This is a genomic window from Sphingobium sp. OAS761 (genome assembly GCF_024168485.1).
Taxonomy (GTDB): Bacteria; Pseudomonadota; Alphaproteobacteria; order Sphingomonadales; family Sphingomonadaceae; genus Sphingobium.
In genome coordinates, this window is record NZ_JALJVY010000011.1 from 159526 (window position 1) to 186383 (window position 26858).

At 64.5% G+C, this 26858-nt stretch carries 21 protein-coding genes and 1 pseudogene; 19 read left to right on the plus strand and 3 right to left on the minus strand.

Annotated features, from left to right (window positions below):
• The first annotated feature begins 146 nt into the window (after window positions 1–146).
• From J3E64_RS15755 to J3E64_RS15790, 8 genes are read left to right on the plus strand one after another with little or no spacing between them, the layout of a single operon-like run.
• Window positions 147–2492, plus strand: coding sequence for a TonB-dependent receptor (locus J3E64_RS15755; RefSeq protein WP_253343977.1), 2346 nt, complete (start codon window positions 147–149; stop codon window positions 2490–2492).
• Entirely contained in the window at window positions 2492–4252 is a 1761-nt protein-coding gene (locus J3E64_RS15760) for an AMP-binding protein (RefSeq protein WP_253343978.1), read from the plus strand. Before J3E64_RS15755 ends, J3E64_RS15760 begins: the two co-directional genes overlap by 1 nt.
• A complete protein-coding gene (locus tag J3E64_RS15765; protein ID WP_253343979.1) occupies window positions 4242–5702 on the plus strand; it encodes a hypothetical protein in 1461 nt (486 codons plus the stop codon). The genes J3E64_RS15760 and J3E64_RS15765 overlap by 11 nt, the downstream gene beginning before the upstream one ends.
• Entirely contained in the window at window positions 5695–6918 is a 1224-nt protein-coding gene (locus J3E64_RS15770) for an MFS transporter (protein WP_253343980.1), read from the plus strand. Before J3E64_RS15765 ends, J3E64_RS15770 begins: the two co-directional genes overlap by 8 nt.
• Window positions 6915–8312 carry an FAD-binding oxidoreductase gene (locus J3E64_RS15775; RefSeq protein WP_253343981.1) on the plus strand — a complete coding sequence of 466 codons (1398 nt, stop codon included), beginning with the start codon at window positions 6915–6917 and terminating at the stop codon, window positions 8310–8312. Before J3E64_RS15770 ends, J3E64_RS15775 begins: the two co-directional genes overlap by 4 nt.
• A complete protein-coding gene (locus tag J3E64_RS15780; RefSeq protein WP_253343982.1) occupies window positions 8312–9115 on the plus strand; it encodes an aldolase/citrate lyase family protein in 804 nt (267 codons plus the stop codon). The genes J3E64_RS15775 and J3E64_RS15780 overlap by 1 nt, the downstream gene beginning before the upstream one ends.
• 1 nt (window position 9116) lies before the next feature.
• The gene (locus J3E64_RS15785) at window positions 9117–10058 is read left to right on the plus strand and encodes a cyclase family protein (protein WP_253343983.1); all 942 of its coding nucleotides are present in this window, start codon (window positions 9117–9119) and stop codon (window positions 10056–10058) included.
• 7 nt (window positions 10059–10065) lie between these two features.
• On the plus strand, window positions 10066–11235 hold the full coding sequence (locus J3E64_RS15790; RefSeq protein ID WP_253343984.1) for an alpha-hydroxy acid oxidase: 1170 nt from the start codon (window positions 10066–10068) through the stop codon (window positions 11233–11235).
• Window positions 11236–11533: 298 nt separating this feature from the next.
• On the opposite strand, the gene J3E64_RS15795 is transcribed toward J3E64_RS15790, so the two are convergent.
• Window positions 11534–14950: a glycosyl hydrolase gene (locus J3E64_RS15795; RefSeq protein ID WP_253343985.1), complete on the minus strand. Its 3417-nt coding sequence runs from the start codon at window positions 14948–14950 to the stop codon at window positions 11534–11536.
• 155 nt (window positions 14951–15105) lie between these two features.
• Window positions 15106–15866 (minus strand): IS5 family transposase gene (locus tag J3E64_RS15800; protein ID WP_253343986.1). Its coding sequence is split into 2 segments (ribosomal slippage): window positions 15106–15530 and window positions 15530–15866, totalling 762 coding nucleotides; the frame shifts between segments, so codons are not numbered across the junction.
• Between the two features lie 437 nt (window positions 15867–16303).
• Between J3E64_RS15800 and J3E64_RS15805 the strand changes: the two genes are divergently transcribed.
• Genes J3E64_RS15805 through J3E64_RS15825 form a run of 5 tightly spaced genes read left to right on the plus strand, consistent with a single transcriptional unit; the run spans window position 16304 to window position 20910 of the window.
• Window positions 16304–16846: a thermostable hemolysin gene (locus tag J3E64_RS15805; RefSeq protein WP_253343987.1), complete on the plus strand. Its 543-nt coding sequence runs from the start codon at window positions 16304–16306 to the stop codon at window positions 16844–16846.
• Window positions 16843–18882 carry an AMP-binding protein gene (locus J3E64_RS15810; RefSeq protein WP_253343988.1) on the plus strand — a complete coding sequence of 680 codons (2040 nt, stop codon included), beginning with the start codon at window positions 16843–16845 and terminating at the stop codon, window positions 18880–18882. The genes J3E64_RS15805 and J3E64_RS15810 overlap by 4 nt, the downstream gene beginning before the upstream one ends.
• Window positions 18863–19624 (plus strand): SDR family NAD(P)-dependent oxidoreductase, encoded by a 762-nt coding sequence (locus tag J3E64_RS15815; RefSeq protein WP_253343989.1) that lies wholly within the window; start codon window positions 18863–18865, stop codon window positions 19622–19624. The genes J3E64_RS15810 and J3E64_RS15815 overlap by 20 nt, the downstream gene beginning before the upstream one ends.
• 21 nt (window positions 19625–19645) lie before the next feature.
• Window positions 19646–20278, plus strand: a complete 633-nt coding sequence (locus J3E64_RS15820; protein WP_253343990.1) for a TRAP transporter TatT component family protein — start codon at window positions 19646–19648, stop codon at window positions 20276–20278.
• Window positions 20278–20910 carry a class I SAM-dependent methyltransferase gene (locus J3E64_RS15825; protein WP_253343991.1) on the plus strand — a complete coding sequence of 211 codons (633 nt, stop codon included), beginning with the start codon at window positions 20278–20280 and terminating at the stop codon, window positions 20908–20910. The genes J3E64_RS15820 and J3E64_RS15825 overlap by 1 nt, the downstream gene beginning before the upstream one ends.
• Before the next feature lie 12 nt (window positions 20911–20922).
• Here J3E64_RS15825 and J3E64_RS15830 read toward each other — a convergent pair whose 3' ends face one another.
• Complete coding sequence (locus J3E64_RS15830; protein WP_253343992.1) at window positions 20923–21369, minus strand: DUF2141 domain-containing protein; 447 nt, start codon at window positions 21367–21369, stop codon at window positions 20923–20925.
• A 197-nt stretch (window positions 21370–21566) separates the two neighbouring features.
• Between J3E64_RS15830 and J3E64_RS15835 the strand changes: the two genes are divergently transcribed.
• From J3E64_RS15835 to J3E64_RS15860, 6 genes and pseudogenes are all read left to right on the plus strand, one after another.
• Window positions 21567–22082, plus strand: coding sequence for a superoxide dismutase family protein (locus tag J3E64_RS15835; protein ID WP_253343993.1), 516 nt, complete (start codon window positions 21567–21569; stop codon window positions 22080–22082).
• Between the two features lie 99 nt (window positions 22083–22181).
• Window positions 22182–22727, plus strand: a complete 546-nt coding sequence (locus J3E64_RS15840) for an RNA polymerase sigma factor (protein ID WP_253343994.1) — start codon at window positions 22182–22184, stop codon at window positions 22725–22727.
• Window positions 22728–22811: 84 nt separating this feature from the next.
• Window positions 22812–23780: a FecR domain-containing protein gene (locus J3E64_RS15845; RefSeq protein ID WP_253343995.1), complete on the plus strand. Its 969-nt coding sequence runs from the start codon at window positions 22812–22814 to the stop codon at window positions 23778–23780.
• On the plus strand, window positions 23737–26043 hold the full coding sequence (locus tag J3E64_RS15850) for a TonB-dependent receptor (RefSeq protein ID WP_253343996.1): 2307 nt from the start codon (window positions 23737–23739) through the stop codon (window positions 26041–26043). The genes J3E64_RS15845 and J3E64_RS15850 overlap by 44 nt, the downstream gene beginning before the upstream one ends.
• 58 nt (window positions 26044–26101) lie before the next feature.
• Window positions 26102–26341, plus strand: a complete 240-nt coding sequence (locus J3E64_RS15855) for a hypothetical protein (protein WP_253343997.1) — start codon at window positions 26102–26104, stop codon at window positions 26339–26341.
• A 30-nt stretch (window positions 26342–26371) separates the two neighbouring features.
• Window positions 26372–26644 (plus strand): annotated as a pseudogene (locus tag J3E64_RS15860) (phosphatase PAP2 family protein); the annotation flags it as partial.
• Window positions 26645–26858: the final 214 nt, after the last annotated feature.

Sequence of the window (26858 nt, forward strand, 5' to 3'; positions counted from 1 at the left end):
GCCTAAACTTATCGAAATCGCGCATAGAATGCATTCGACATATTTCACCGATTGCCACATTTTCCTGCTGCCGAGAACGGAAGAACCGTGCCGGCACGACATTGCATCGCAAGCGAGACGCTCGCGCGATAAGGGGTGAGGACGGCATGAAGGTGATTATTGGCGCTGCTTTGGCTATCGGGCTCAGCGGCGGAGGCATCGCGCACGCGCAGGACAATGAAGCTCAGGACGACGGCACCCGCCTCCAGGAGATCGTCGTCACGGCGCAGCGGCGGACGGAGAATATCCAGAACGTGCCGATTTCGGTGACGGCGCTCAGCGCCGATACGCTCGACAATGCCCGGGTGACCGACATCCGCAACCTGTCGGGACTGGCCCCCAATGTGCTGATCAACTCGCAGGGTATCAGCTCGATCCCTACGGTCACGATCCGCGGCATCCAGTCCGGTGTATCATCCAGCTCCGTTGATCCGAAGGTCGGCATCTATCTCGACGGCGTCTACATTGGACGCACTGTCGGCGCGATTTTCGATTTGGCCGATATTGAACGGGTCGAGACGCTGCGCGGCCCGCAAGGCACCCTGTTCGGCCGCAACGCGACGGCCGGTGCGATTAGCATCGTCACTCCCAATCCAACTGGGAAGCTCGAAGGCAACGCACTACTGTCGGCCGGCAATTACGACAGCTTCCGTGGAAGGTTGTCGCTGAACCTGCCGTCCTTCGGCATCTTCAGCGCGCGTATCTCCTATTTGCATGACGAGTTCGCGGGCGACACGCCCAACCTGCTGGCCGGCAAGTCGATCAATTTTGACCTGCGCGAACCCGGCATCGGCACGCTGCCTTATGCCAAGCGGCTCGGCGCCAAGAATGTCGATGCCGTCCAGATCGCAGTGCGTGCGGAATTCTCGCCCGACTTCGATCTCACTTATCGCTTTGACTATACCGATTCCGAGACGGTCGGGCGCCCGGCGCAAACCGCGGGCTTCAACGCGGACTCTACGGGCGCTCTGGCCGGCGGGATCAATGCGTTTCAGGGGCTCACCGGTGGCACGCTCAATCTGTCGCGATCACGCCTTGATGCGGTGGCCAATGCGTCGAGCGTCCAGCCGCTCAAGGTAGAGGGGCATAGCCTGATCGCCAACTGGGATCTCGGCACGCTCAAGCTGAAGAACATTGCTGCCTATCGCCGCTTCAAGCAGGACTGGAACACCTTCGATCTCGCTTCGACCGGCGGACAGAAGTTCACGGCCGCGCAGCTCGGCGCGCTGCTGGCGGGCGATGTCGCCGGCGTCACTGCACCGGGCGTCCAGCCCGGGCCGAACGACTATTTGTTCGATCTGCTGACCGCGCGCACGGCGAAACAGCATCAGTTCAGCGACGAGCTGCAGATGCTGGTCTCCACCGAGGCCTTCGATCTGACGACGGGCCTGTTCTATTTCCGCGAAAAGGGGGCCGAAACTAACGTCCTCGGCATCTTCCAGCCGGTCGCCAACGGGCAGGTCCTGCCGACCCCGCTGGATGCGGTTTTCGGCAGCGGGGTCAACCAGGCGGAGGCGATTAATGAAGCCTATGCCGCTTATGCGCAGGGCACCTATCACGTGACCCCGCAGATCGATCTGACGCTCGGCGGCCGCTACACCACCGATCGCCGCAAGACGAATGTCATCCGCCGCAGCGGGACGGCCGCGGGCGGATCGCTCGGCGTCGGCACCTATACCGAGACGTTCCACAAATTCACCTATGCCGCGATCCTTGGCTACCGTCCGACTGACGACATCAACGCATATGCGAAGGTTTCAAGCGGTTATGTCGCGGGCGGAATCGCCGATGGCTCGCCTTATGGACCGGAATCGCTGACGAGCTACGAGCTGGGCCTCAAGACCGAGCTGTTCGATCGCCGGCTGCGCGCCAACTTCGCGGTCTATTACTCGGACTATAAGGATTTGCAGATCCAGCAGTTTTTGGGTGGTCGCCAGATTTTCTCCAACGCCGGGCGCGCGCGGACCTATGGCGCCGAGGCGGAGTTGGAGGCGCGGCCCGCCCGTGGTCTGATGCTGGCGGCCAATCTCGGCTATCAGAAGTTCGATTATCGCCGCTACATCCTGAACGGGGTAGATGTCGCCGATCGCGCCCGTGCGCTCTATGCGCCGAAAATCACGGCCAAGCTCTCCGGCCGCTACGAGGTCGAGGCGGATTTCGGACGACCGTTCATCTCGATGGACGCGCGCTACCGCTCGCGCAGCTATCACACGCTGCTTCCCTCGACGAATCCGGTGACGGAACGCGGGACCTACCAGACGCCCTTCTGGCTGGTCGACGGCCGGATCGGTGTCGACGACATCCGTATCGGCGGCACTGAATTCGCTCTATCCGTGTGGGCGCAGAACCTGTTCGACAAGGATGCCTATACGTTTGGCCCTACGGTCATCAATCAGAACGTCTTCTATGACCAGAGCCGAACTTACGGCATCGAACTGAAGGCTAAATTCTGATGCAGGCGTCCGGTGCCGCAATGCTGGAAGGTGCCGGACGCCGCCGCAGCGCACAGCAGGTGGCACGCGAGATCGGTGCGCGTGTCGCCGCTGCGCCCACGAACGTCGCCGACTGGTTCGAGGCTTTGGTGCGCCGCTACACCGAGCGCCCGGCGATGATCTTCGAGGATCGCAGCTGGACCTATGGCGAGATCGACCGTCACGCCAACCGGATCGCGCACGCAGCGATCCGCCAGGGGATCGGGGCCGGGGACAGCGTCGCGCTTGCCTTATCCAACAGCGTCGATCTGCTCTCCGCGATCTTGGCGATGGCCAAGATCGATGCGAGCTGCTCGCTGATCGATCCCCGTCTGCCGGGCGAGGCGCTGCGCCATGCGCTGGGCAGTATTCCGGTCGGGCTTGTCATTGCGGACGAAGCGGACGAAACCGTGCGCGCGTATCATGCGGCAAGCGGTGTGCCCTTCAAGGTCCGCGCGGGCGCGGAAAATCTGCTGGCCGACTGGATCGCCCACGCTCCTATCGATCCTCCACCGCGCGAAGCCCGCGCGGCGATTGCGCCTAGCGCACCGATCTTCCACATCTTTACTTCGGGAACCACCGGCCTGCCGAAGGCCGCTGCCTGCAGTCATGCCCGCTACGTCTCCTCGGGGATGAGCGAGGCAGTGCTGCTCGGGCTGACCGAGCGCGACAGGATGTATGTCGTCCTGCCGATGTACCACATCGCCGCACTGAGCGCGATCGCGGCGGCCTTCTCGGTCGGGGCAAGTGTGCTGCTGCGCGCACGGTTCAGCGTGACCAATTTTTGGCCAGATGTGCGAACCCATGGCGTGACGGCAATGCAGTATCTCGGCGAGATCGCCCGCTATGTGGCGTCGAGGCCCGCGACCGCTGCGGATCGCGATCACGGGCTTCGAACGATGATCGGCGCGGGCATGCAGGCCCAGGTCTGGCGGGCGTTCCGCGATCGTTTCGGCGTCCCGCACATCGTTGAATGCTACGGCTCGTCCGAAGGGGTATGCAGTCTTGTCAATCTGGACGGCGTGGTCGGATCGGTCGGCCGCCCCGCTTTCGGCGACACCAGCATGCGGATCGTCCGGCTCGATGACGCGCACGGCTTGCTGCGCAGCGAGGATGGCGGTTTCGTCGATTGCGCGACCGACGAACCGGGCGAACTGATCGGCGCGCTTTCGGCGTCGAACGTGTTCGAAGGATATTCCTCGGAAAGCGCGACGCAAGCGCGGCTGGCACGCGAGTATCCTGCCGACGCCAATCCATGGTTCCGCACCGGCGATCTCTTCAGGCGCGATGCGGAGGGGTATTTCCATTTCCTCGATCGGCTCGGCGACACCTATCGCTGGAAGGGCGAGAATATCGCGACGCAGCAGGTCGCCGCCGCGCTCGAAAGCGAGCCCGACATCGCGCGCGCCGTCGTCTATGGCGTGCGCGTTCCCGGGATCGAGGGCCGTGCCGGAATGGCACTGATCGAACCGGCCGAGGATTATGCGATCGAGATGACAACGCTCGCGGCTCGGCTCGGTCGACGACTGGCGCCCGCCGCCGTGCCCGTGTTTATCAGGACCGGCACGATCGAGGCGCTGACCGGCACCTACAAGGTCCGCGTGGCCGAGCTTCGCGCCCAGGGATATGACGCGTCGGCCGGGGTCGATCCGCTCTACGTCCTCGATGCCGCAGCCGCAGCCTATGTCCCGCTCGACGAAACGGCGCTCTCGCGAAACGGAGTGGCGCCTTATGAAGATTGATCCGCGAACCCCCGTCATCGTCGGTATCGGCCAGGTATCGGGGGCAACCGAAGGCTGCCGCGAGCCGATCGACCTGATGGAAGTCGCCGTCGAGCGCGCAGCGGAGGATTGCGGCCGTCCCGCCTTGCTCGACCGGGTCGATCTGTCCGCGGCGACGCGCAGTGGCACGGTGCGTTACGCGAATGCCGCCCATATGATTGCGCAGCGCATCGGACGGCCCGATGCGCGCATGCTGCAGTCCGACTTCGGCGGGCATATGACCCAATTGCTGGTGGGCGAGGTGTGCCGCCGGATCGCAGCCGGCGACGCCGACGTGGCGGTGCTTGCGGGCGGCGAGATGGGATCGCTGATGCGCGGCGCCGCCGTTGCGCCGCCAACTGAGCATCCGGTGTCCGCGCCGGCCATGATCGGTGATGATATCGACAGCTGGATCTGGCATCCGATCGAAGCCTCCATCGGCCTGACGCTGCCCCGCGAATATTATCCGCTGGCCGATGTTGCGATTGCATGGGACCGGGGGGCCATGCTCTCGGCGCACATGAAGGACGTCGCGCGGCTGTGGGAGGGCTTCTCCACCGTTGCAGCGGGCAACCCCTATGCGGTCGATCGCACGCAGCACAGCGCCGCGGACATCCTGCGCGCCGGACCGGAAAACCGCTATGTCGGCTATCCCTATACGAAGCTGATGAATTCCGATCAGTTCGTCGATCAGGCCGGGGCATTCCTGATTTGCTCGGCCGAGGCGGCGGATGCGGCCGGGATCGCCGCCGATCGCCGGACCTACCCGCTCGCCACGATCGAGGCGCAAGCGGGGTTCGCGAGCGAACGACTTTCGCTCGCCGACTGTCCGGCGATCGGACGGGCTGGGGCGGCGCTGCGCGAGGCGACCGGACTGGATCCGGCGCAGGCCGATTTCGTCGATCTCTACGCCTGCTTTCCCTCCGCCGTGGAGATACAGGCACGTGGCCTCGGTCTTGGCCTCGATCGCTCACTGACCACCACCGGCGGTATGCGGTTCGCAGGAGGTCCCTGGAACAGCTACGGCTTGCATATGCTCGCCAATCTCGCCGGCCGTCTGCGCGAGGTGCCGACGGCGCGGGCACTGTGCGGCGGAAATGGCGGCGTGGCCTCACGCTTCTCCTTCGGAACCTATGTCGGGCGGCCGCCTGAGCGCTTGTTCGGCGTGCTGCCGCCGGCTATCCCGCACGAGAACGAGCTGCTACCGCTGGTTTCTCATCCCACCGGCGGCGCGGCGCTGGAGGCTTTCTCCGTTATGCACGACAGCGCGAACCGCCCCAGTCACGCCTTCGTATCCGCGCGTCTTGAGGATGGCGGCGCGCGGGCATGGGCACGGTTCGATGACGCGGACACCGTGGCGGCGCTGCTCGCCACTGAAGTACCGGGCGCACGCATCCGCTTCACGGGCGGCGAGGTCCTGTACGATGCCTGACGCCGTACCCATGAATGCCGCTTTGATCGACCCGGCATCGCCGCAGTCCGTCTCGGATCGCCCGGTGCGGCTGCTGATCATCACCTCCGGACTGCTGACCGGTCTCTCGATGACCGGCCTCGCTCCGGTCCTCCCGGCGATCCAGCGCGACTTTTCCGATTTTGCCGGCGCGGCCTATCTCACGAAGCTTGTGATTGCGATCGTTGGTCTCGCCGTGGTTATGGGAGCACCGTTGTCGAGTGTGATCGCGCGCCGGTTTCGCTGCGCCGATATCCTGATCGTCTGCTTCGCCGCTTATGGCGTGGCCGCGATCACCTCGAGCCTCGCGCCGTCGCCATCGTGGCTGATCTTCTCGCGCTTCATCCAGGGGCTTGCTGTCGCGATCGGGCTGACGACGGTGCTGGCGCTTGCTGGCACGCGTTATGATGGTGCCGTGCGCGATCGGTTGCTCGGCCTTCATATGGGCGGATCGGCATTGATGCTGCTGATCGTTCTTCCGCTTACCGGCTATCTTGGAGAGATGAGCTGGCGGCTGGCGCCGCTTCTGGGATGTGTCGCGCTTCTTCATCTCCTGCTCGTTTTCAAGGCCCGGCGCCTTCTCGATTTCCGATTTCCGACACCAACCGGGCGCCGGCGCTTCAGTGGCGATGAACGGCGGCAGGCGCTGTTCACTGGATGCATCTCGCTGCTGATCGGCGCCGCACTTTACAGTCAGCCCGCGTTCCTGCCGTTCAAGCTCGGCGCGATCGGCTACGGGTCCGCCAAGACGATCGGCTTGATGAGCACGATCAGCACCGCATGCTCAGCGGTCGGATCGATGTTTTACGCCCGGGTGCGCGCCCGACTGGGCGCGGGGACCTTCTACGCAGTAGCCTTGGGACTCGGTGCCGCTGGCAGTCTGGCCGTCGCCGCGGCGGACGCCTTGCCAGTCGTCGCCGCGGGACTTTTCATCGGCGGGATCGGTGGCGGATTGATCGTGACGCATCTCTATGGGGACAGCGCCGTCCGTTTTCCGGCGGACCTGCGCGTGTCGGTCACTGGACTGGTCAAATCGAGCAGCTTCGCCGGCCTCTTCCTCGGCCCGCTGCTGATCCAGGTGCTGGTGGATCGCACATCCATCGCCGCCGCTTTCGTTGCGCTCGCCGGCATCTCGATCGCTGCGTTCGCCATTGCCCTCCTGCGCCCCGCCGCCGGGACGACCGGAGACCCGTCATGACCGATATACGCGCTGCGCTCTCCGCCCTGCTCGGTGAACGCCATGTGCAGACCGATGGGCTCGAGCAGCCGCATTCTCCAGTGATCCATGGAGCAACGGACGGCGCGAGCTGGGAGGGATCTATCCTTGTCAAGCCGGGCTCCACGGCAGAGGTCGCCGATCTGGTGAAGCTCGCCGCCGCCAATGGCTGGCCCGTCATCGCGGTCGGCGGGCGAACCGGGACGGTCGGCGGCACTGATCCGCTCGGCCCCTCGATCCTGCTTTCGCTGGAGCGGCTGAACCGGATCGATGAGATCGATCTTGACAATATGACCGCCACCGTTGGCGCCGGCGTCCTGCTTCAGACCTTTCAGGAAGCGGTCGAGGAGGCGGGAGCATTCTTCCCGCTCGATATCGGTGCGCGCGGCAGTGCCACGATCGGCGGTGTCATCTCTACCAACGCGGGCGGCACGCGTGCGGTCAAATGGGGCGTCACCCGTGATCTGGTGCTGGGAGTAGAGGCGGTGCTGGCCGATGGCCGGATCGTGGATGGGCTGCGCAAGCTCCTCAAGAATAATGCCGGCTATGACTGGACCCATCTGATGATAGGCAGCGAGGGTACGCTTGGCATCGTCACGCGCGCCGTCCTGCGCCTGCGGCCGCAGGAGGCGGCCCCGATCACGGCGCTGCTGGCCTGCCCCGATTTCCCGTCCGCCATCAGTTTGCTGCGCCGTCTCGAAACCGCGACCTCCAGCGGGCTCGGCAGTTTCGAACTGATGTGGGGCGACGTCTATGATTTCATCACTGGGTCGCCCGTCTGGCAGCATCAGGCGCCGATCGCCGGCGGTGCCGCTTTTTATGCGCTGGTCGAGGTGGGTGGAGGCGAGCGCCAGTTCGCCGCGTTCGAGGGAGCGCTCGAAACGTTCCTGGCCGAAGGCCTGATTTCCGATGCCGTCATCGCGCAGTCGATCCGCCAGCAGGAAGCGATCTGGGCGACGCGTGACGACATGTCTCCGCTCGGTAGTCTCGGGCCGATCCTGCCCTATGACGTCAGCGTGCCGATCACGGCGATGGGCGAGCTGGCCGATCGCGTTGCTGCCGATGTCCGACGAACGCTGCCGGATGCGCGGCTGTTCTCCTTCGGCCATGCCGGCGACGGCAATCTCCATTTCGTCGTGGCACCAGGCCGTGGGCGAGAGGGCGATGCAGCACAGGTCGACCGGATCGTCTTCAGCCATGTCGCGGCACTGAACGGTTCGATCGCGGCCGAGCATGGAATCGGCATCCACCGCCGCGAGGCGATCACCTATTGTCGTTCTCCTGAGGAGTTGTCGTTGATGAGGCAAATGAAGCAGGCGCTGGATCCGGCGGGCATATTGAACCCGGGTAAGATCCTGCCGCGCGAGACTCGCTAGTGGACGCTCCGCTGCCCCTGCGTCGCTCGCTGATGTATGTGCCCGGCCACCGCGCGGAAGCGATCGAGCAGGCCCGGCATTCCGTCGCCGATGTTGTTTGCCTCGATCTGGAGGATAATGTGCCGCCAGAAGCCAAGGCGCAGGCCCGCGCCCTGGTTGCGGGGGCCGTGCGACAGGGCTGCTTCCGAGCGATCGAGTTGATCGTCCGGATCAACAGTCCCCGGACCGACGAGTTCGCGTTCGACAGCGCGGCGCTGGCGGATGTTGCGGTCGATGGCCTGCTTGTCCCTAAGGTGCGCAACGCTGAGGAGATCGAGACGCTGCGCAGGGCCTTCGGCGGACATCCACCCGCGCTCTGGTGTATGATCGAGGATGCGCAGGGTCTGTTGTGCTGTGCCAATATCGCGGCGGCGGCTGACGTCACCGCGCTCGTCGTCGGATCGGGTGATCTGGCGTCCAGCTTGCGCCTGCCGCCGCCGGACGCCTGTGTGGGGCTTCGCCTGCATGGCGCACAGATCGTCGTGGCGGCGCGCGCGGCGGGCATCACCGCGATCGAAGGGTTCGTCCTTGACGGTGATCAGGCCAATCCATGCGGCTTCGATGGCCGTTCATCGTTCCTCGGCCAGGATATCGCCGATGTGAACCGGCGCTTCTCGCCGAGCGAGGCGGAGGTCGAGAATGCCCGATCCGCTCTGAAGCGTCCTTATGCCTATGGCGATCACTTGACCGCGGCAGAGGGCGTCATCCGGCGTGCCCGGCAGATCGCGGAGCGCGACGCCTTGCTCGTCACGCACGGTAGCTGAGATGTGCCAAGTTGCCAGCGCCGGTCGACATCCCTTTCCACACAAGGCGCTGGGCCAGCGCCTGTCCAACTGGGGTCGTTGGGGTGCGGAGGATGAGCGCGGGACGCTGAATTTCATCACGCCCGCAAGGATCGTCGTGGCCGCCGCCGAGGCGCGCGAGGGGCGGGTTTTCGAACTGAGCATTCCACTCGGCTCGAACGGCCCCCAGACCGGCGTCGCCAACCGCACCAACCCGATCCATCTGATGAGCATCATGCCCGGCGATCTCTCCGCGCCGGACGGGATGTGTGTTGCCGACGATTTCATCGCCATGCCGCTTCAGTCGGGCACGCAATGGGACGGGCTGGCGCATGTCGGCTATGATGGCCTGCTCTATAACGGCGTGTCCGCGGACACGATCACGGCCATGTCGGGTGTCGCCCGCAACGCCATCGATCGTGCGCTGCCGGGCGTAACGGGGCGTGGCGTGCTCCTCGATATCGCGCGGCTGCACGGGGTCGAATGGCTGCCGGCAGGCCATGAGATCACGCCCGAGGACCTTGATCGCGCCTGCGTCGCGCAGCGCGTGGAAGTCGGCAGCGGCGATATCCTGCTCGTGCGCACGGGATGGCGGCGCAAGGCGCTGGTGGAAGGGTGGGGAGGCTGGCTGGATGCGGAGCCCGGGCTCGGCCTGGCCTGCTGCGAATGGCTGCACCGCCACGAGATTGCTGCCGTCGCAAGCGACAATTATGCGGTCGAGGTGCAGCCGGGGCAGGGCGCCTACCTTCCGGTGCATTGCGTGCTGATCCGTGACATGGGCATGATGCTCGGCGAGATTTTCGATCTCGAAGACCTATCCGCCGATTGCGCAGCGGATGGTCGCTACAGCTTTCTGCTGGTCGCGCCGCCGCTCCGCGTGGCGAACGGCGTCGGATCGCCGACCAGTCCGATCGCAATCAAATGAGCGCTTTGTGAAGCGCTTCGCTTTTTCACTGCGCGATCGCACGGCCGATACGCTGTCGATCGAGGCGATCCGGCGGGATGGGCTGCGCCGCCTTCCTCATATGGTGCGCGCCTATATCGAAAGCGTCGCCGAGGACGGACTGACAGCCGATCGCAACCTCGCCGCTTTTAGGGCGCACCGGCTGGTGCCGCGCGCCTTGGCCGGCCATGCGACGCCGGATTTGTCAGTGAGCATTGGCGGCGAGCGCCTGGGTATTCCGGTGCTGATCGCGCCCACCGGCCTCGCGGGCCTCGTTCGCCCCGATGGCGAGATCGCGCTCGCGCGGGCGGCTGCGGCGGCGGGCACCCGCCTGATCCTCAGCACGGCGACCTCGACCCAGCCCGAGCGTATCCCCAATGCGGCAGGCAGCGCGCACTGGTTCCAGCTCTATCCGATCGGCGACGCGGAATTCGTACTCGGCCTCGTTGCACGCGCTCGTGCCAGCGGCTTCCGCGCGCTTGTGGTCACGGTCGATGCGCCCGTCGTCGGCAAGCGGGAGGATGAGGCGCGCAACGGCCTCGGCGTTCCCGTCCGATTGACGCCTGGCCGTTGTCTCGATGTCGCGCGCCATCCGCGATGGCTCGCGGGATATATACGGTCCGGTAAAAGCTTTCCCGTCCTCTATCCGACAAGCATCGGCGAGGCCGCCGGCACGCGCCCTTCGCTGCAGGCGGATCTCGTCTGGAGCGACATCGCCTGGCTGCGCGATCAATGGGACGGGCCTTTCTATGTCAAAGGGCTGCTCCGCCCAGACGATGCACTGTTTGCGATCGACCAGATCGGCGCCACGGGCGTCATCCTGTCGAACCACGGCGGACGGCAGTTGGGCGACACCATGTCGCCGCTCGATATCCTGCGCGAAAGCGCGCATCTTATAAACGGGCGCGGCGAGATATTGATCGATGGTGGGATCCGCCGGGGAAGCGATATCCTGAAGGCTATGTCTCTCGGTGCGAACGCAGTGTTGATTGGAAGGCCAGCATTGTATGGGCTCGCCCATAGCGGGGAAGTCGGTGCTGGCAGAGTGCTTGAAATATTGAAGGACGAACTGCGGAACACGATGATTTTGACGGGATGTGGCTCAATTCCTGAGTTGAAGACTGGAAATTTCATTGTGCCGTCAATGCCTTTCGCGTGACTGCAAGGCTTTTGATCCGCGAAACATAGAAGCGCCGTTTCGCAGCCTTCGACACGCACTCCGCAATCCGAGCAGAGTCTGCCAGGTCAGCATCGCATAAAGGCAAACTTGCTCCAATCGACCCGTTCGCGCGAGCGCCGAAACTGCCACCTGTTCAGGAGCCTCCAAACATGGCCATGGCGCTGTACAGAGAAGGCCGCGGCAGCTTCAGCCACCGTGGCGCACCGCTGATCATCCTGGCTTCGCAGTCGTGGTGAATGTCAGCAGCGCGCCCCGATCGAGGACCGCCTGTTATCGCCTAATTGCCCCCACGCAGCAGCCGCACCGGACCGATCAGCCCGGAAGGGCGCAGCGGCGCATCGGCGCGGTAGGTCGGCGTGGCTGTCCAGGTCACAGGATGCTGCACACCCGGCTGCGCATCGCCGACCAGCCGGTTTACCCAGGTGTTGGCGACGCGAATTTCGAGCCGATTGCGCCCGCTATGCACCGCGCGCCCGATGTCGATGCGGTAGGGCGCATGCCAGGCCGTCCCCACATCCACGCCATTGACGCTGACCTGGGCCAGATCGCCGACCTGCCCCAGGTCGAGCCATACAGGTTCCGTCGCACGGACAGGCTTGGGCAGCACGAAGGTGCGGCGGTAGGTGGCAATGCCCGAGAAATACTTCACCCCCGGATCGGCACTGTCCTGCAGCGGCGCGAGCTTGGGCAAGACCAGGGTTGCCGGAGCCCCCCGCCCGGGCTGAAATGCAACCGTCCAGGCATCGTCCAGTGCGGCGACCGGCGTCGGCTCGACCGCGGCCACGGTCAGTTCCACCGCAGCGGCGGGCTTGCGGAACATGACGAAGACCGCATCTTCCCCCCGCAGCCGAAGGGGCACGATCGTTTCGCCGTCCACGATCCGGTAGCTCACCGGCTCGCTGGTACCGGTTTCGGCGTGCCACAGCTCGGGCTGCTTGCCGGTCACCCGGAAGTGCGCTTCGATCGTCTCGTCGGCGGTGGTGCCATTGCTGAGGAAGTAGATGTCTCCCGTGTCGGTCGTGCGATGAACGAATGGGATCTTTGCCCCGGCGCTCCCGCCCGTGAAGCGGAAGTCCGGGCGCACGCCGATCGCGGCAAGCCCCGCTTCCACATCGTCTCCCGCGAGCAACTGCCCCTTGCCGACCTGAGTCGACCGGCCCCCGGGCCACAGCTTGGCCACGAGCGCGGCAAACTGGCCATCGGAATCGGCAAGGCTCGGATCGGCCACCGGTGGGCGCCCAATTACCGTCGCCCCGCCTTCGACCAGCGCGGCGAGCTTGCGCAGCGCCGGCAGTGTCATCATCCGCGTGGTCCCACCGAGGTAAATGGCCTTGTACCGCGCCCCGGCCGGGCTCACGACTTCGTCCCCGTCGTTGGCGAGCAGCCCCGTCAGGGCATCGAAGTTGAGGAAGTCATAGGCGTAGGCCGTCGGCGCATCGGCCACGGGCTTATCACCATAGAGCCCCGTCAGCGGCGCTTCCTCGCCGTGAAAATAGGCGACGTCCGCCACGTTGCGCCCCTGCTGGAGCAGCAGCGAGGAGCGCGCGATATAGTCCACCCACGGCCTGGCCAACTCGGCCCAGCTTTCGTTGCGATTGAAGTACTGGCCGAAGATGAACAGCGACAATCCAGGCTGCTTGTCGTCGACCGGCACATGGACCGAAGTGTGGATCACCGGCCGGTTCACCCCCGTCACCAGTTCGAGATCGATGAATCGCTTGAGATCCTTGGGGGCAAATGCCCAGGGCGCCATCGAGGCGGTCATCGATTCCGCGGCGACGAGGTTCTGGCCGTAGAGATGTGCGGCCGACGCCGCGCCCTTCATGTCGGCGATCAGGGTCTGGCGCGGGCCTTCGGCGCGACCGAAGGTCCATAGCGCGGCCATCGGAATATCAGCTGCCTTGCGCATGGCCATGTCGTCGCCCAGCATCGGGCGGTGGTCCTCTAGTGCCTCGCCGTATACGATGAGCCCGTTCTCGTGCGCCACCTTGGCGATGGTGCCATAGTGCTCGCCCGCGAGCAGGTCGGCGAGCGTCCGTCGGAAATCGTAGAGGAACCGGTCCGACTGTTCGCGCGTGCCGACCAGCGTCCCGGTGAGCGTGGGGAGCCAAGGGGTCGGGTCATAACCGCGCAACCGGCGGAACTGCTCGATCATTCGCGGCGTCCAGTTGGCTTCGCCCACCTCGATCGAGTCGGTCAGCAATGCCCGCACACCGCGCTGGCCGATGAGCTCCGCTCCGGCCGCGTCCTTGTACATGCCGAGGTAGTGCTCGAGGTAGGCGCGCACCGCCGGGGCGTCGTATTTGTCGACTTCCAGGCCCGTCGCTTCGGCAGGCGCAGGGTGATTGGTGGTGCCCAGCAGCGACCACCCCAGATGCAGTACGCGCCAGACCTTCCCCTTGGGAAGCCGCGGCGCGGTCCAGTCAAGCGTGCCGTCCGGGCGAAGCTGTGACGAGAGATCGATCACACTGCCGACCGGCACGCCGGCGGCGCCGTCTTCCAGTTTGGGCAGGGCATAATAGTCAGGGCTGATGACGAAGCCCGCCTTGGTCTCGAAGCGGTCGACCAGCGGATCGGCTGACAGCGCGAAAGTGCCGACCACCACCGGCCTCTTCGCCAGCGCGCCGGCGATCATCGTCTCGAACGGCGTTCCAGCCGCGCCGGGAACCGGGGCGCCGAGGCCGGCTTTGGGTGGGGCAGCATTCAGCACCAGACGAAACTGCCGTGCGGTGACCGGCGCGAAGCTCACGGTGGTCGGCACGTCCGACAGTGTCAGGTCCGTCAGCTTGCGCCAACTCGTCCCGTCGTCACTGGCCTCGATCTGGCCGACATAGGCAGGGCCGGCAAAGGGTATTGTGATATCGGGCAGAAATACCGTTGCCGAACGCACGGTAACCGCGCTGGGATAGATGAGTGTGACCGCCGGTGCGGCACCCTCGCGCCGCCCCAGCGTCACGCCCCCGCGAAGATCCGGGTCCGTCAGCTTGGCGGCGTCGAGCACCGTGCCGAGGCTGTCCGACGCCTGGAGCATGGGCAGCGCAGCTGTCGCATCCACCGGGAACGCATAGACCCCGACCTTGCCGCGATGGCGCGGCCCATCTGGCGCGACATGCCCCGTGATGATCTCCTCGATGGCTAGGCCGGGCCGCAAGTCCTGATAGGGCCCGGTGCGATCGGGCGTTGGCGGCAGCGGCTGACCAAGCCGACGGCCGGGCGCGACATCGACCGCGCTCCACACCAGCTTCTTGAGCCCATCTTCCAGCTTCACCCACGGACCGCCGGTCTCCGACCAGCCTGGGGAAGAGGCGATTGCCAGCTCGAGTCCGAGCCGGTCGGCCTCGCTCGCGGCAAAGCGGAACGCGTCTTTCCACTCGGGCGTCATGTAGACCAACCGCTTTTCCACGACCTGCGGAGTCTGGAGGTTGGCGTCGAAATTCTGCAGGCCGCCAATGCCGATGCGCTTCATCCAGGCGAGATCCTTGGCGATCCCGTCCTTCGTGACATTGCCGTTCATCCAGTGCCACCAAACGCGCGGCCGGGCGGATTGCGGCGGATCGCGGAACGATGCTTCCAGGCTGGCCGCGGGTGAAACGGCGGGCTCGGTCCGCGCCGTTCCAGGCATCAGAGCGGTGGAGCAAAGCAGCACGGCGGTGATTACACCGGAACGGTTGGTCGGTATTGCCTGTCTCCCCATTGTCTTTTGTTGTTCGTGATTCCGGATACACCGGGCTCGCCAATTATTCCAGACCACCGCAATGACCCGGCAAGGTACGCGCAATCTGCAAAAGCCGCCTAAGAACGACCAGTGCCAAACAGCTGGCGATCCCCGCTAGGGTCAGGACTCGTTGATCAGAGCCAAAAGATGACGGTTGCGGCGAGCGCGATGGCGGAGAAGAAGACGGTTGGGCACCTGTCGTAGCGTGTAGCGACCCGCCGCCAGTCCTTGAGGCGTCCGAACTTGATCTCGATACGGTTGCGGCATTTGTAACGGCGTTTGTCGTATTTGACGGCCTTGTTCTGGGATTTCCGGCCCGGGATGCAGGGGGTGATTCCCTTTTCCTGTAAGGCATCGCGGAACCGGTCGGCGTCGTAACCACGATCCGCCAGCAGCCATTGGGCTTTGGGAAGTTCGTCCAGCAAGGCCGCCGCGCCAATATAATCGCTGACCTGCCCTGCGGTCATGAAGAAGCTGATCGGCCGACCATTGGTATCCGTCACGGCATGAAGCTTGGTGTTCATGCCACCTTTCGTGCGGCCAATCAGGCGGCCCGCATCCCCTTTTTTACCGCAAGGCTCGATGCCGTGCGGTGCGCCTTGAGATAGGTCGCGTCGATCATCACCGTCTTGCGTTCGGATGCCTGGGGCACAGCCAGACCTTCCATTATCCGCAGGAATACGCCCTTGTCACCCCACCGCTTCCAGCGGTTGTAAAGCGTCTTGTGCGGTCCATAATCTTTTGGTGCATCGCGCCAGCGCAGCCCATTGCGGTTCACAAAGATAATCCCGCTCAACACCCGGCGATCGTCAACCCGGGGTTTGCCATGGCTCTTCGGAAAATACGGCTCAAGCCGCGCCATCTGCTCGTCCGTCAGCCAATACAGGTCGCTCAAATCCAGTCTCCTCACGGAGCCTGAATCACACAAACCCAATCATATCAATGGGTCCTGACCCTAGGGACATTGGAGCATTATTGCCTCATGCTGGCCCTGACTAAGCGCCGTTCCGGCCAAAATCTGACCTCACGTTCGGACTAGCGAAGGAGAGGGGCGTTGAGATCGACCTAATCCAAGTTTGTCGGCGTGAAGGCCTGCGTCACGGCAAATAGGCCGACTTTGGCGGCGCTGAAAATCTACGAGAAATCAGCGGACTGCGCATCACAAAATCGATCTTGCGATGCTTGGGCTTGAGCGCACCAGTACCGCCATCCCCGTCTTCGATATCCTGTCCGCCGTGAGGCGACCCTCCCGTGAGTAGAATATTTTATCCAGGCTACTGTGGTGCTCGCCACGCAGCGCCGTCGCTCCGACGAAACCAGGTGAGTGTGGCGATGAGTGAAGCTGTCCGGACCTTTGTAGCGGATCGATATGCGGCGCAGCATGGGGCCAAGCCCTGTATGGATTATGGGCAATGGCATGTCGTCCACGCCCGGTCCGAACAGCCGATGGCGGCGCTGGCGGTGCGTCGCGCCGCGGACGAAACGCTGTTTCTGGAGACCTATCTGGAGTTGCCAATAGAAGCAGCGGTCTCCATGGCATTTGGCCGCCAGGTCGAGCGGGGAGACATCGTAGAGATCGGCTGCCTCGCTGCGGCCCCGACCCCAGCAATGCTGAGATTGTGGGGCGAGGCCGCGGTCAGCCTGTCCGATCAGCATCGCGTCGCGGTGGCCACACTTACCCTGCCGCTGCGAAGGATGTTCGCGCGCGTGGGCTTGCCGTTCGTCGAACTGGCCAAGGCTGATCCTGCCCTCCTGCGAGGTGCCGCACGGCATGATTGGGGCCGCTATTACGAGACGCAGCCCTTCGTCTGCGCCGGCGACATCGCGGCGGGGTCCGCCGCCCTGAAAGCCTTTGTGACGGGAGAACGCCCATGAGCGTCCTGCTCGAGGCGATCTTCGCCAGAGCCGATCAGGATGGTGATCGGATCGCGCTCGATGATGGATCGCGCAGGCTTCTCTATAGGGATTTGCCCTGCGCCGTCGCGGCGATGGCCGGGATGATCGGCGACGCGATCCCTGGACCCGGTCCAGTCGCGATCGAACGCGACAATGGCATCGATTGGGTGATCGCCGATCTCGCATTGCTGTCACTTGGACGGCCGAATATTCCGTTGCCGCCCTTTTTCATGCCGGCGCAGCGTGCAGCAGCGCTTGCCGATGCGGGAGCGGCGGGGTCTATTACGGGCATGGGCATGGTGCTGTTCGACCACCCTGTCGCCGCCATCCCGGCGGGCACGGCCAAGATCAGCTACACGTCTGGTTCGACCGGTGAGCCGAAGGGCATCTGCCTGGACGATCGCCTCATGTTGGACACGGCGCAGGCGATCGTGGCACGCCTTGGCGACGGATTGGCGGATGTCCATTTCCCCGTGCTGCCGCTGGCGGTGCTGTTGGAGAATGTAGCCGGTCTCTATGCAACCCTCCTCGCCGGCGGACGCTATCTCGTTCGACCCGCGGCTGCGGTCGGACTCACCAATCCCTTCGCGATCAACGACGCGCAGTTGGTGGCGGCGATCGACGCAAGCCATGCGACCAGCCTCATTCTCGTGCCCGAATATCTGGCGCGCATCGTCGATCATCTCGAACGCACCCGCAACCGGCTCGACAAGCTCCGTCTCGTGGCCGTCGGCGGGTCGCGGGTGCCTCTGTCGCTCATCGAGCGCGCCGACCGGATCGGTCTTCCGGTGGTGCAGGGCTATGGATTGACCGAGTGCGGGTCAGTGGTATCGCTGGAGGCGCTGGGTGATCGCAACCGCGGCACCGTCGGTCATCCACTCAACCATGCCAGCGTCTCGCTGGCGTCTGATGGAGAGATCGTCGTTGCCGGCCACTTCCATCTCGGCACGATCGGTCACCCTCGCGCGGATGGTCCCATTCACACCGGCGACATTGGCACGGTCGACGAACAAGGCCGGCTTTCGATCGTCGGGCGCAAATCGAGCCTTATCATCACCAGCTTCGGTCGAAACGTCGCGCCGGAATGGGTCGAGGCGCAGTTGGTCGCCCAGCCCCAGATCGCCCAGGCGATGGTCTATGGCGATGGGGAAAGCCGTTTGCGCGCGCTTATCGTGCCCTCCGCACGCGATGCCGATATCGCGGCGGGGGTGGCCGCGGCCAATGCCACCCTGCCGGCCTATGCGCGGATCGGCCTCTGGCAGCCCAGCCGCCCCTTCACCCCGGCCGACGCTACGCTGACCCCCAATGGCCGGTTGCGCCGGGCGGCGATACTCGCCCGCCTGGAGGTCCGCCCTTTCTTCGATCGTCTTTGTGCCGAAACAGCGCCAGCCCGCGCGCGGCTCTTGTCAGTGCCTCAGCTTCAGGCGGGTCTTGCCGGGCGCATCAGCCGGACCACCTATCTCGCCTATCTCGCACAGGCCTATCATCACGTCAGCCATACCGTTCCGCTGATGCGGCTGGCGCGATCGGGGCTTGCGGCAAAGCCAATGCTCGTAGAGGCGCTCGACGATTATATCGCGGAGGAGGAAGGCCACGAACAGTGGATCCTGAATGATATCCGCGCGGCGGGGGGCGATACCGACGCGGTCGTGCGGGACGGCCCGTCGTCGGCTACCGCGCGGATGGTCGATCATGCCTATGCGACGCTCCGGGACGGCAATCCGGCCGCCTTTTTCGGTATGGTGTTCGTGCTCGAGGGCACCAGCATCGCGCTCGCGAGCAACGGCGCTGAAGCGGTGCGAGCGAGCCTTGGCCTGCCGGAAACGGCTTTTACCTATCTGACCTCGCACGGCGCGCTCGACCAGGACCATATGCGCTTCTTCGAGAAGCTGGTGAACGGCCTCGACGACGTGGCTGACGAAGATGCGATCGTCGCAATGGCGAACGACATCTTCGACCTGTTCGGCGGCCTGTTCGCCGCCATACCGATGGAGGATGATCGTGCAGCGGCTTGACGGCAAGCGTATCGCCGTGACCGGCGCAGCGGGCGGGCTAGGCGTTCCCCTTACGCGGTTGCTTCAGGAACGGGGCGCTCATGTCGTGGGCATCGACCGGGTCGACTGCGTCGGCTGTGATGAGAGCATCGTCACTGACCTGTCCGATGAAGCGGCCCTGGCATCGCTCGCTGGACGGCTTGCGGACGAGACGCCCGACATTCTGGTGAACCTTGCAGCGGTCATGCGCTTTGGCCTGCACGAGGATCAGCCGAGCGAGGCGCTCGCCCTGTGCTATCGCGTGAACCTCTACGTCCCGGCGGTCCTGGCCCAGGCGGTGTCCGCGCCGATGCGCGCGCGTGGCCACGGCCAGATCGTCAACATAGGTTCGGTGCTGGGCGCGATCCCCTATCCCTGGTTCGCCGCCTACTCGAGCAGCAAGGCCGGGCTGGCCGCGTTGAGCCAAAGCCTGCGGCGTGAGCTGGCGGGAAGCGGCGTCGCCGTCACCCATGTCAGCCCGCGCGCCGCCAAGACTCCGCTCAACAACAGCGATGTCAATCGCTTCCTCGCCATCACCAACATGAAGGCCGACGCGCCGGAGATGGTCGCGCAGCGGATCGTCGAGGCGATCGTCTTGCGGCGCCAGACAGTCACCATCGGCTGGATGGAGCGGCTTTACGCGATCGTGAACGCGCTAGCGCCGCGCCTCATCGACAATGGCATCGCCCCGCAAATCCGGCGCGCGCGCGCTGAATTCTGTTGATCGAACATAGGAGAGAAAAACATGAAGTCATATGCCGTGTTGGTAGCGGCCTTCGCCGTGGCCCTGCCGGTCGCTGCTTCCGCCGCAATGCCCGATGAGGTGAAGGTCATCAACGACAACTGGGCGCGCATTTCCTACCAGATGAATGGTTCGAGCCACCAGACGACCGCGCTGGACAAGCTTGCCCATCTGGCCGATGTGACCGTCGCGCGCTATCCCGGCCAGGCGGACCCGCTGTTGTGGCAGGGGATCGTGGTCAGCGAACAGGCCAATCGCGCCAACATCTTTCATAAGCTCGGCCTCGCCACCCGCGCCCGCGACATCCTTGCTCGCGCCTATGCCATCAATCCGCGCGCTGGCAATGGCGGCGCGGCGATGAGCCTTGGCGTACTTTATTACAAGGTGCCCGGATCGCCGATCGGCTTTGGCGACAAAGCCCGCGCCCGTCAGTTGCTTCAGCAAGCCTTGGCGCTCGATCCGGACGGGCTAGACGCCAATTATTTCTGGGGCGACTATCTCTACGATCAAGGCGACAAGGCCGGCGCGAAGGCGGCGCTGGTGAAGGCACTCCATGCGCCCCACGATCCAGCCCGCCCCGTCTGGGATGCTGGTCGACGGGGCGAAGTGCAGGCTTTGCTGCGGAAAATCGGTTGATGGGGTTCGCCGCCGCGCTCGCCCGCCAGCTCGCCATGCCGAGCGGGGTCACAGGCGCACTGTGCGGCGCGGCGATGGACCTGGCAAACCGCGCGCCGTTGCGGATGGCGGTCGATCTGCTGGCGCCCGTTGCCGGGGAGACCGTGCTCGATGCCGGCTGCGGGACGGGTGCTGCCAGCGAAGCGATGCTGCGACGGGCGGACTGCCGGATCGTCGCCATCGATCAATCGGACACGATGGTCCGCCGCGCGCGCTCACGACTGGCGAAGGCGTGCAAGGGGCGCACGGTCGCGGTGTATCAGGCGGCGCTGGAGGCGCTACCATGCGCGCCCGCCAGCATCGACGCCGCCCTCGCTCTCAACATCTTCTATTTCTGCGGCCCGGACGGCGCGATGATCCGGGCGATCCGCCAGACGCTGCGGCCAGGCGGGCGTCTCGTCGCCTATGTCACCGACCGGGACAGCATGCAGCGATGGTCCTTCACGCGGGAAGGTTTGCACCGGCTGTATGACGAAGGGGAGTTGCGCGCCGCGCTGGTCGATGGCGATTTCGATCCCGCGCGCATCAGCATCGAAGGAAGAGCCGTCGCCCCCGGCATCACCGGTCTCTTCGCGCTCGCTTATGCGAATTGACCCCTTGTCAGCTCAATAATGCAGATCGATCATGATCGACTTGTTCTGATCGTCCATGGTAATCTTCGAAGCCTTGAAGCTGGGCGGCCCCATCACCCTGGGGTTGTTCGACAGGCCCCAACCTTCGGCCGGGAACATGCCGAAGCGCAGGTCGAGCTTATCGTTGGCGTTGGCATCATGATAGACCATCACTGCATAGTCCCCCGGTGGCAGCGCCTCGAACCGGACCGACGCTGTGGCTGAATTCGCCGGCGCTTCGAGCACGCGGAACGCGCGATCCTCATGACGAAACCCGGTCGCGCCGCGGTAGAGCACGACATGGATCGAACCCGATCCCGGCGCGATGTGCCGGGCTTTGACGTCCAGTTCGCCAGCCTGGGCCGGTGATGCGAGCAGCCAGAGGCTGGTCGCCGCCGCACAGAGAAGCCCGATCGTTTGACTGGTATCGAAACGAACCATAACGCAGCTCCCATCTTTTCCGACCGCGTACCGCGTGCGGCCGATCGAGATCAGGACGCCGCCAGCGCTCTACCGCCACAGCTTGGCGGGCCTTGCACAAGACGAATTTTTCAGAAGGCGCATGCCGACATACTGAGGGGGCGGCGCGGTGGCGGCGTCTGGCGACGTCGGCCCCGTACCAAACACGGAGATTGCGCATGTCCCGCTCGTCCATCCTTCTCATCTCTGCCCTTGCCCTCATGACAGCCGCGCCGGCCGCGCTCGCCGGCACTTATCCGCTGAGGGGCGCGGCCGACGGCGCTGGCGGGCAGGTGACGCTGACCGATGGGCCAAGGGGCGTGATCGTGCGGGTAGAAGCCCATGGCCTGAAACCGGGCTGGCACGCCGCCCATTTCCACGAAAAGGCCGATTGCTCCGATGCAATGTTCAAGTCGGCCGGCGGTCATGTGCATATGATGATGCCCGCCATCCATGGCCTGCTGAACCCGGCCGGCAACGACTTTGGTGATCTTCCCAATCTTTTCGCCGGTCCCGATGGGACTGCCACGGCGGAATTCTTCTCGCCCTTCGTCGCGTTACAGGCAGGAACTGCGCGGGCGAACCTGCTCGACACTGACGGATCCGCGATCGTCATCCATGCCAATCCCGACGACTACACTACCCAGCCGATCGGCGGGGCGGGGGAGCGGGTCGCCTGTGCGGAAATACGTTAAGGCTGCGCCTTGAACGGTGGGTATGGACGCAGGAATTTTCTGCGCGACTTCTTCTATCTTGATGGGCAACATGCCGGAGAAGCGAAAGCGATATCCGGTATGGAGACCAGGAGGTCCACCGTCGAAAACGAAAATGACGATGCTGGCGGCCTGACGGCCGTTCTTGTTGCGAACCGGCCCCAGCTCATCCGATTCTTCACCAGCCGCACCGGCAGCCCGGCGGAGGCCGAGGATGTCGTGCAGGAAATCTGGCTGCATGTCGCACGCGCCGACACCGGGCCGGTCGTCAACCCGCTTGCCTATCTGCACCGGGTCGGCATGAATATCGTGCTGGATCGCATTCGCGAGCGACAACGCCGGGGCAGGCGCGAGCAGGGCTGGTCCGACGTCTCGATCGAACAACGGGGCGGGGAAGCCACCGACGACAGCCCTTCTCCCCATGATATCGTCGATGGCCGTCTGCGCGCGCGGCGGCTTGCGACGGCCATCGAGGCGCTGCCGCCCGGCGCTGGCCGCGTGTTTCGTCGTCACAAGCTCGATGGGTTGAGCCACAGCGAAGTCGCTGCGGAACTGGGCATCAGCAGAAGCGCGGTCGAAAAACATATCGCGGTAGCGCTACGACATTTGCGGGCGGCGCTCGAATGATGGTGACAAGGAAAAGCAACTGGGGTGGCCTGTCGATGGCGGCGTCTCTTTGCTGGAAAACGGATGGGGCGTTTGGAGGTCAACATGACCCGTACTGAGCAACAACAGGGACGGATCCACAGCGAAGCGGCTGAATGGCACGCGCGGCTCGAATCGCCCGATATGGATTGGGAGGCTTTCGGCGCGTGGCTCGATGCCGATCCGGCGCATCGCGACGCTTATGATGCCATAGCGTTGCTCGATGGCGAGATCGAAGCCCGGCGTGATGCGATCATCGCCGGCCTGCCCGCCAATGATGTGGATGACGAGCAGCCCGTTTTCGGTGCGCGACGTCGCTGGTGGATCGGCGGCGGAATGGCGGCGGCAGTCGCGATTGCCGTACTTTTCGTGCCGAAGATGGCGACGGCCCCCACCGTTCCAATGGTGGCCTACAGCACCGGAGCCACCCAGACCCGGATGATCGACCTCAAGGACGGAAGCCATATTCTGCTCGACCGCAATTCACGCCTTGCCTTGGCAGATGGTCCGTCGCCCAGGGTCGAGATGCAGGGTGGAGCAGCCTATTTCGATGTGCGCCACGACCCTTCGCGCTCCTTCCTGATTCAGGCCGGAGACTATGAGGTTCGCGATATCGGCACGACTTTCGACCTTGTGATGACGCCCCAAAGGCTTGGCGTCGCCGTCAGCGAAGGCAAGCTGATGGTGGCGCCGAAGAATGGCGATGGCACATCGATTGTCGCTGGCAAACGAATCGATATCGTGATGCCGACCGGCGAGGCAAAGGTCAGCCCTGTCGCCACCGCGAGCGTTGGTTCATGGCGGAGCGGCCAACTCGTTTATCAGGCGACGCCGCTGGCACTGGTCGCGAACGATCTGACCCGCTATGTCGGTCGCCCGGTAATCGTCGATCCGGCGATTGGCGACTTGCGGGTTTCGGGGGTGCTTGCGATCAGGGATGGTGCTGGACTTGTCCAACAGATCGAAGCGGTTCTTCCGGTCAAGGCCGTGGATGCGGGCGGTTCGGTTCGCCTGGTCGGCAGCGACACTCGCTAGCCTGTCTCACGGTGTCGCGCTCGCGGCGCCACGCAAAGTAGATATACCGGCCGGCTCGCTGCAATCGGCGCTCACGGAACTGTCTAGCCAGATCGGCATATCGGTGGGTATGGCGGGGGCAATCCCGCCACATCCCACCCCGCGCGTCCGCGGCACCATGGAACCTGAAGCAGCGCTTGCGCGCCTGCTGAAGGGTTCGGGCCTCCGAGCGGTCCGAGTTGGGCCGACGATATGGCGTCTCGAACGGCAGCTGGTCCATTTGCCAGTGCCGACCAAGGCATCCGTCGCGATCTCGCTTGACGACATCGTGGTCACGGGTCGCAAGCGCGATGAACTGCTGAGCGACGCGCCCATTGCGATCAGCGTGATCCAACCCGACATGACGAGCCTGATGATGGCCCGCCGCGGCATACATGATGCGCTCGCTTTTACCGCAGGGGTGTTTACGACCAATCTGGGACCAGGCCGCGATCGCATCTTCCTGAGGGGCGTTGCCGACAGCGCGTTCAACGGTTCGACGCAATCGACGGTCAATCTCTATCTCGACGATGCGCGGGTCAGCTATGCGACCCCTGATCCCGACCTGCGCCTCCTCGACATCGACCGTATCGAACTGCTTCGGGGGCCACAGGGCGCGCTTTACGGGTCTGGCGCGCTGGGGGGTATCATTCGGATCATACCCAACAAGCCCGACTTGCAGAACTGGTCTGGCGTGGCGGCAATCGAGGGCAGTCTGGTCGCGCATGGCGGCCCGGGCGGGGCGATCGAAGGTGTAATCAACGCACCGCTCATTCCCGACCGGCTCGGTCTCAGGCTCGCCATATATGGCGATCAGGGCGGAGGCTGGATCGACGATCGAGCGCGCGGCGCGTCGAATGTGAACCGAAGTCGCCGTTCCGGCGCGCGCGCGATGCTGGGGTGGCAGATCGCCGATGGTTGGCGCGCCGATGTCGGCCTTACCACCCAATGGCTCAACGTCCGCGACAGCCAATATGCCTTTCACGGCCTTGAACGGAGCACGGCGCGGGCCGAGCCGCATGACAATGACTTCCTCGCCGCGACGGCGACTGTCCGCGGCAAGCTCGGCGCGCTCGAGCTGACCTCCTCAACCGCTTATGTGACCCATGAGTTCGGCAGCATCTATGATGCGACTTCGCGAGACGGCGAGCTAGGCCTTGCGTCCCCTCTGGGCTTCGAGGAACATCGTCTTCTGCGTCTCGTGACTCAGGAGGTCCGCCTGAGCGATGCAGCATCCCGCCGGCCTTGGGTCGCGGGGCTCACCATGTTACAAGCCGAAAACACGCTGGAGGACAGTTTCTTGCCAGCAACGTCGCCTCCTGTCCCGCTTCTTTCACAGCATGATGACAGTCTTGAGATGGCGTTGTTTGGCGAGATGACGCAGCCTCTAGGGACAAGTTGGTCGGCGACCGTCGGCGCGCGCGCATATTTCGCCCGCGTCGATAATGAGCAGGATGGCCAAGCCAGGCGGCGGGCGCGTAAAAATGGGATTACGCCGAGCCTGACCCTATCCTGGCATCTGCTCGATCGGGGCGTCGTCTGGCTGCGGTACGCGAGCGCGGTGCGACCGGGCGGCATAAATACAGATGGTGATCCCGCTGCCCGGTTCTTTCTGTCGGACGAGCTTAAGAGCTTGGAACTGGGCTGGCGTCTGACGCTAGCCGGGGGCCATCTCCTTTTGAACGGCAGTCTGTTCGGTCTCCGCTGGGAGAATGTTCAGAGCGATACGCTGGGGACCGACGGCCTGGTCAGGACCATCAATGCCGGGCGCGCGCGCAATATCGGCGCTGAACTCTCGGCCATGCTTCGCATCGAGCCGTTTCGGCTGGAGGGTAATCTCACGCTTCAGCACGGACGGCTTTACCGCCCGTCGGCGGCGGCCAATATCCTTGGCGATGATAGTCGCCTGCCGGTGCTCCCTGACCATGCCGGAGGCCTCAAACTCTCCTATAGCCGGCCTTTCGGCGTAGCGACCGTCGGCGGGTTTATCTCAGCCCGCTATACCGGCTCCGCCAGGCTTAGCTTCGATCCCGCCCTTAACCGATCGATGGGGGATTTCTGGGTCGGTGACATCGGCGCCGAACTGTCGCGCGGCGATTGGAAGGCGGCGCTGACGATCGCCAATCTTTTTGATCAGCGTGAAGACAGCTTCGGCTATGGCAACCCCTTCACGGTGCGCCTGATCGCCCAACGCACGCCGATGCAGCCAAGAACGCTGACTTTGCGATTACAGAAGAATTTCTGAACGCGACTGGGGTGCCCCATTGTCGGTGCCGTCCTGCCTCGGATCGGGGGAGACGGGGATGGACAAAAGACTTTGGGTTGCGGCGCTGGCCGGAGCGATGATCGTGGCTTCGCCGGGTGAAGCGAAATCGCTCCATCATTGGGACCAGGCAAGCACGGCTGCCGCCGGCGCGGTGGCGGCGCTCGTGTTCGGCGTTCCGCTGGCCAAATCCGATGGCGCTGGAATGGAACAGGCCGGCCTTAGCATGGCGCTCGGCACAGGGAGTGCGTTCGCGCTAAAAGCACTGATCGATGAGTGACGCCCCGACGGCAGCGATCATCACAGCTTTCCGTTGGGCCACACCAGCTTCGCCTTTGCCGCCGCTGCCTCTCTTGAGAACCTCTATGGCTGGGAAGTTGGGCTGCCAGCTTTCGCGCTGGCCAGCTTCGTCGGCGTGGCGCGGGTCGAGGCGAAGCGGCATCATTGGTATGATGTGGCCGCGGGAGCCGCGATTGGATCGGTATCGGGCCTTTTGCTCACTCGCCGTGCTGGTCGCGCGATCGATCTGTCCGCTTGGGGCGGCGTGGGAGGCGGCGGGTTGGCGCTACGCGCAAATTTTTAACCGTCCGCGCGCAAGGCAGTTGAAGCCGCTCCGACATTTACGGGCTTGTCCGGATCGGCCCTCTTGAACGTTCAGACTCGAACGCGGGCTGCGCCGCCGAGCGCTGTCGATCGAGCGTATTATACCAACCTGCATTGATCACGACCCACATGCCCATTTGCGGCGTCCGATTGTCATGATGCGCCACGGCTGATCGACGAGCCTGTTCCAAGCT

What these genes read in the sequence shown, in the direction of transcription:
- J3E64_RS15810 (WP_253343988.1), top strand. Translation starts at nt 16,843, where the DNA reads ATGAGCGTCCTGCTCGAGGCGATCTTCGCCAGAGCCGATCAGGATGGT.
- J3E64_RS15830 (WP_253343992.1), bottom strand. Translation starts at nt 21,369, where the DNA reads ATGGTTCGTTTCGATACCAGTCAAACGATCGGGCTTCTCTGTGCGGCG.
- J3E64_RS15760 (WP_253343978.1), top strand. Translation starts at nt 2,492, where the DNA reads ATGCAGGCGTCCGGTGCCGCAATGCTGGAAGGTGCCGGACGCCGCCGC.
- J3E64_RS15820 (WP_253343990.1), top strand. Translation starts at nt 19,646, where the DNA reads ATGAAGTCATATGCCGTGTTGGTAGCGGCCTTCGCCGTGGCCCTGCCG.
- J3E64_RS15815 (WP_253343989.1), top strand. Translation starts at nt 18,863, where the DNA reads ATGATCGTGCAGCGGCTTGACGGCAAGCGTATCGCCGTGACCGGCGCA.
- J3E64_RS15855 (WP_253343997.1), top strand. Translation starts at nt 26,102, where the DNA reads ATGGACAAAAGACTTTGGGTTGCGGCGCTGGCCGGAGCGATGATCGTG.
- J3E64_RS15770 (WP_253343980.1), top strand. Translation starts at nt 5,695, where the DNA reads ATGCCTGACGCCGTACCCATGAATGCCGCTTTGATCGACCCGGCATCG.
- J3E64_RS15765 (WP_253343979.1), top strand. Translation starts at nt 4,242, where the DNA reads ATGAAGATTGATCCGCGAACCCCCGTCATCGTCGGTATCGGCCAGGTA.
- J3E64_RS15835 (WP_253343993.1), top strand. Translation starts at nt 21,567, where the DNA reads ATGTCCCGCTCGTCCATCCTTCTCATCTCTGCCCTTGCCCTCATGACA.
- J3E64_RS15840 (WP_253343994.1), top strand. Translation starts at nt 22,182, where the DNA reads ATGGAGACCAGGAGGTCCACCGTCGAAAACGAAAATGACGATGCTGGC.
- J3E64_RS15755 (WP_253343977.1), top strand. Translation starts at nt 147, where the DNA reads ATGAAGGTGATTATTGGCGCTGCTTTGGCTATCGGGCTCAGCGGCGGA.
- J3E64_RS15785 (WP_253343983.1), top strand. Translation starts at nt 9,117, where the DNA reads ATGTGCCAAGTTGCCAGCGCCGGTCGACATCCCTTTCCACACAAGGCG.
- J3E64_RS15825 (WP_253343991.1), top strand. Translation starts at nt 20,278, where the DNA reads ATGGGGTTCGCCGCCGCGCTCGCCCGCCAGCTCGCCATGCCGAGCGGG.
- J3E64_RS15850 (WP_253343996.1), top strand. Translation starts at nt 23,737, where the DNA reads ATGCGGGCGGTTCGGTTCGCCTGGTCGGCAGCGACACTCGCTAGCCTG.
- J3E64_RS15805 (WP_253343987.1), top strand. Translation starts at nt 16,304, where the DNA reads ATGAGTGAAGCTGTCCGGACCTTTGTAGCGGATCGATATGCGGCGCAG.
- J3E64_RS15845 (WP_253343995.1), top strand. Translation starts at nt 22,812, where the DNA reads ATGACCCGTACTGAGCAACAACAGGGACGGATCCACAGCGAAGCGGCT.
- J3E64_RS15795 (WP_253343985.1), bottom strand. Translation starts at nt 14,950, where the DNA reads ATGGGGAGACAGGCAATACCGACCAACCGTTCCGGTGTAATCACCGCC.
- J3E64_RS15775 (WP_253343981.1), top strand. Translation starts at nt 6,915, where the DNA reads ATGACCGATATACGCGCTGCGCTCTCCGCCCTGCTCGGTGAACGCCAT.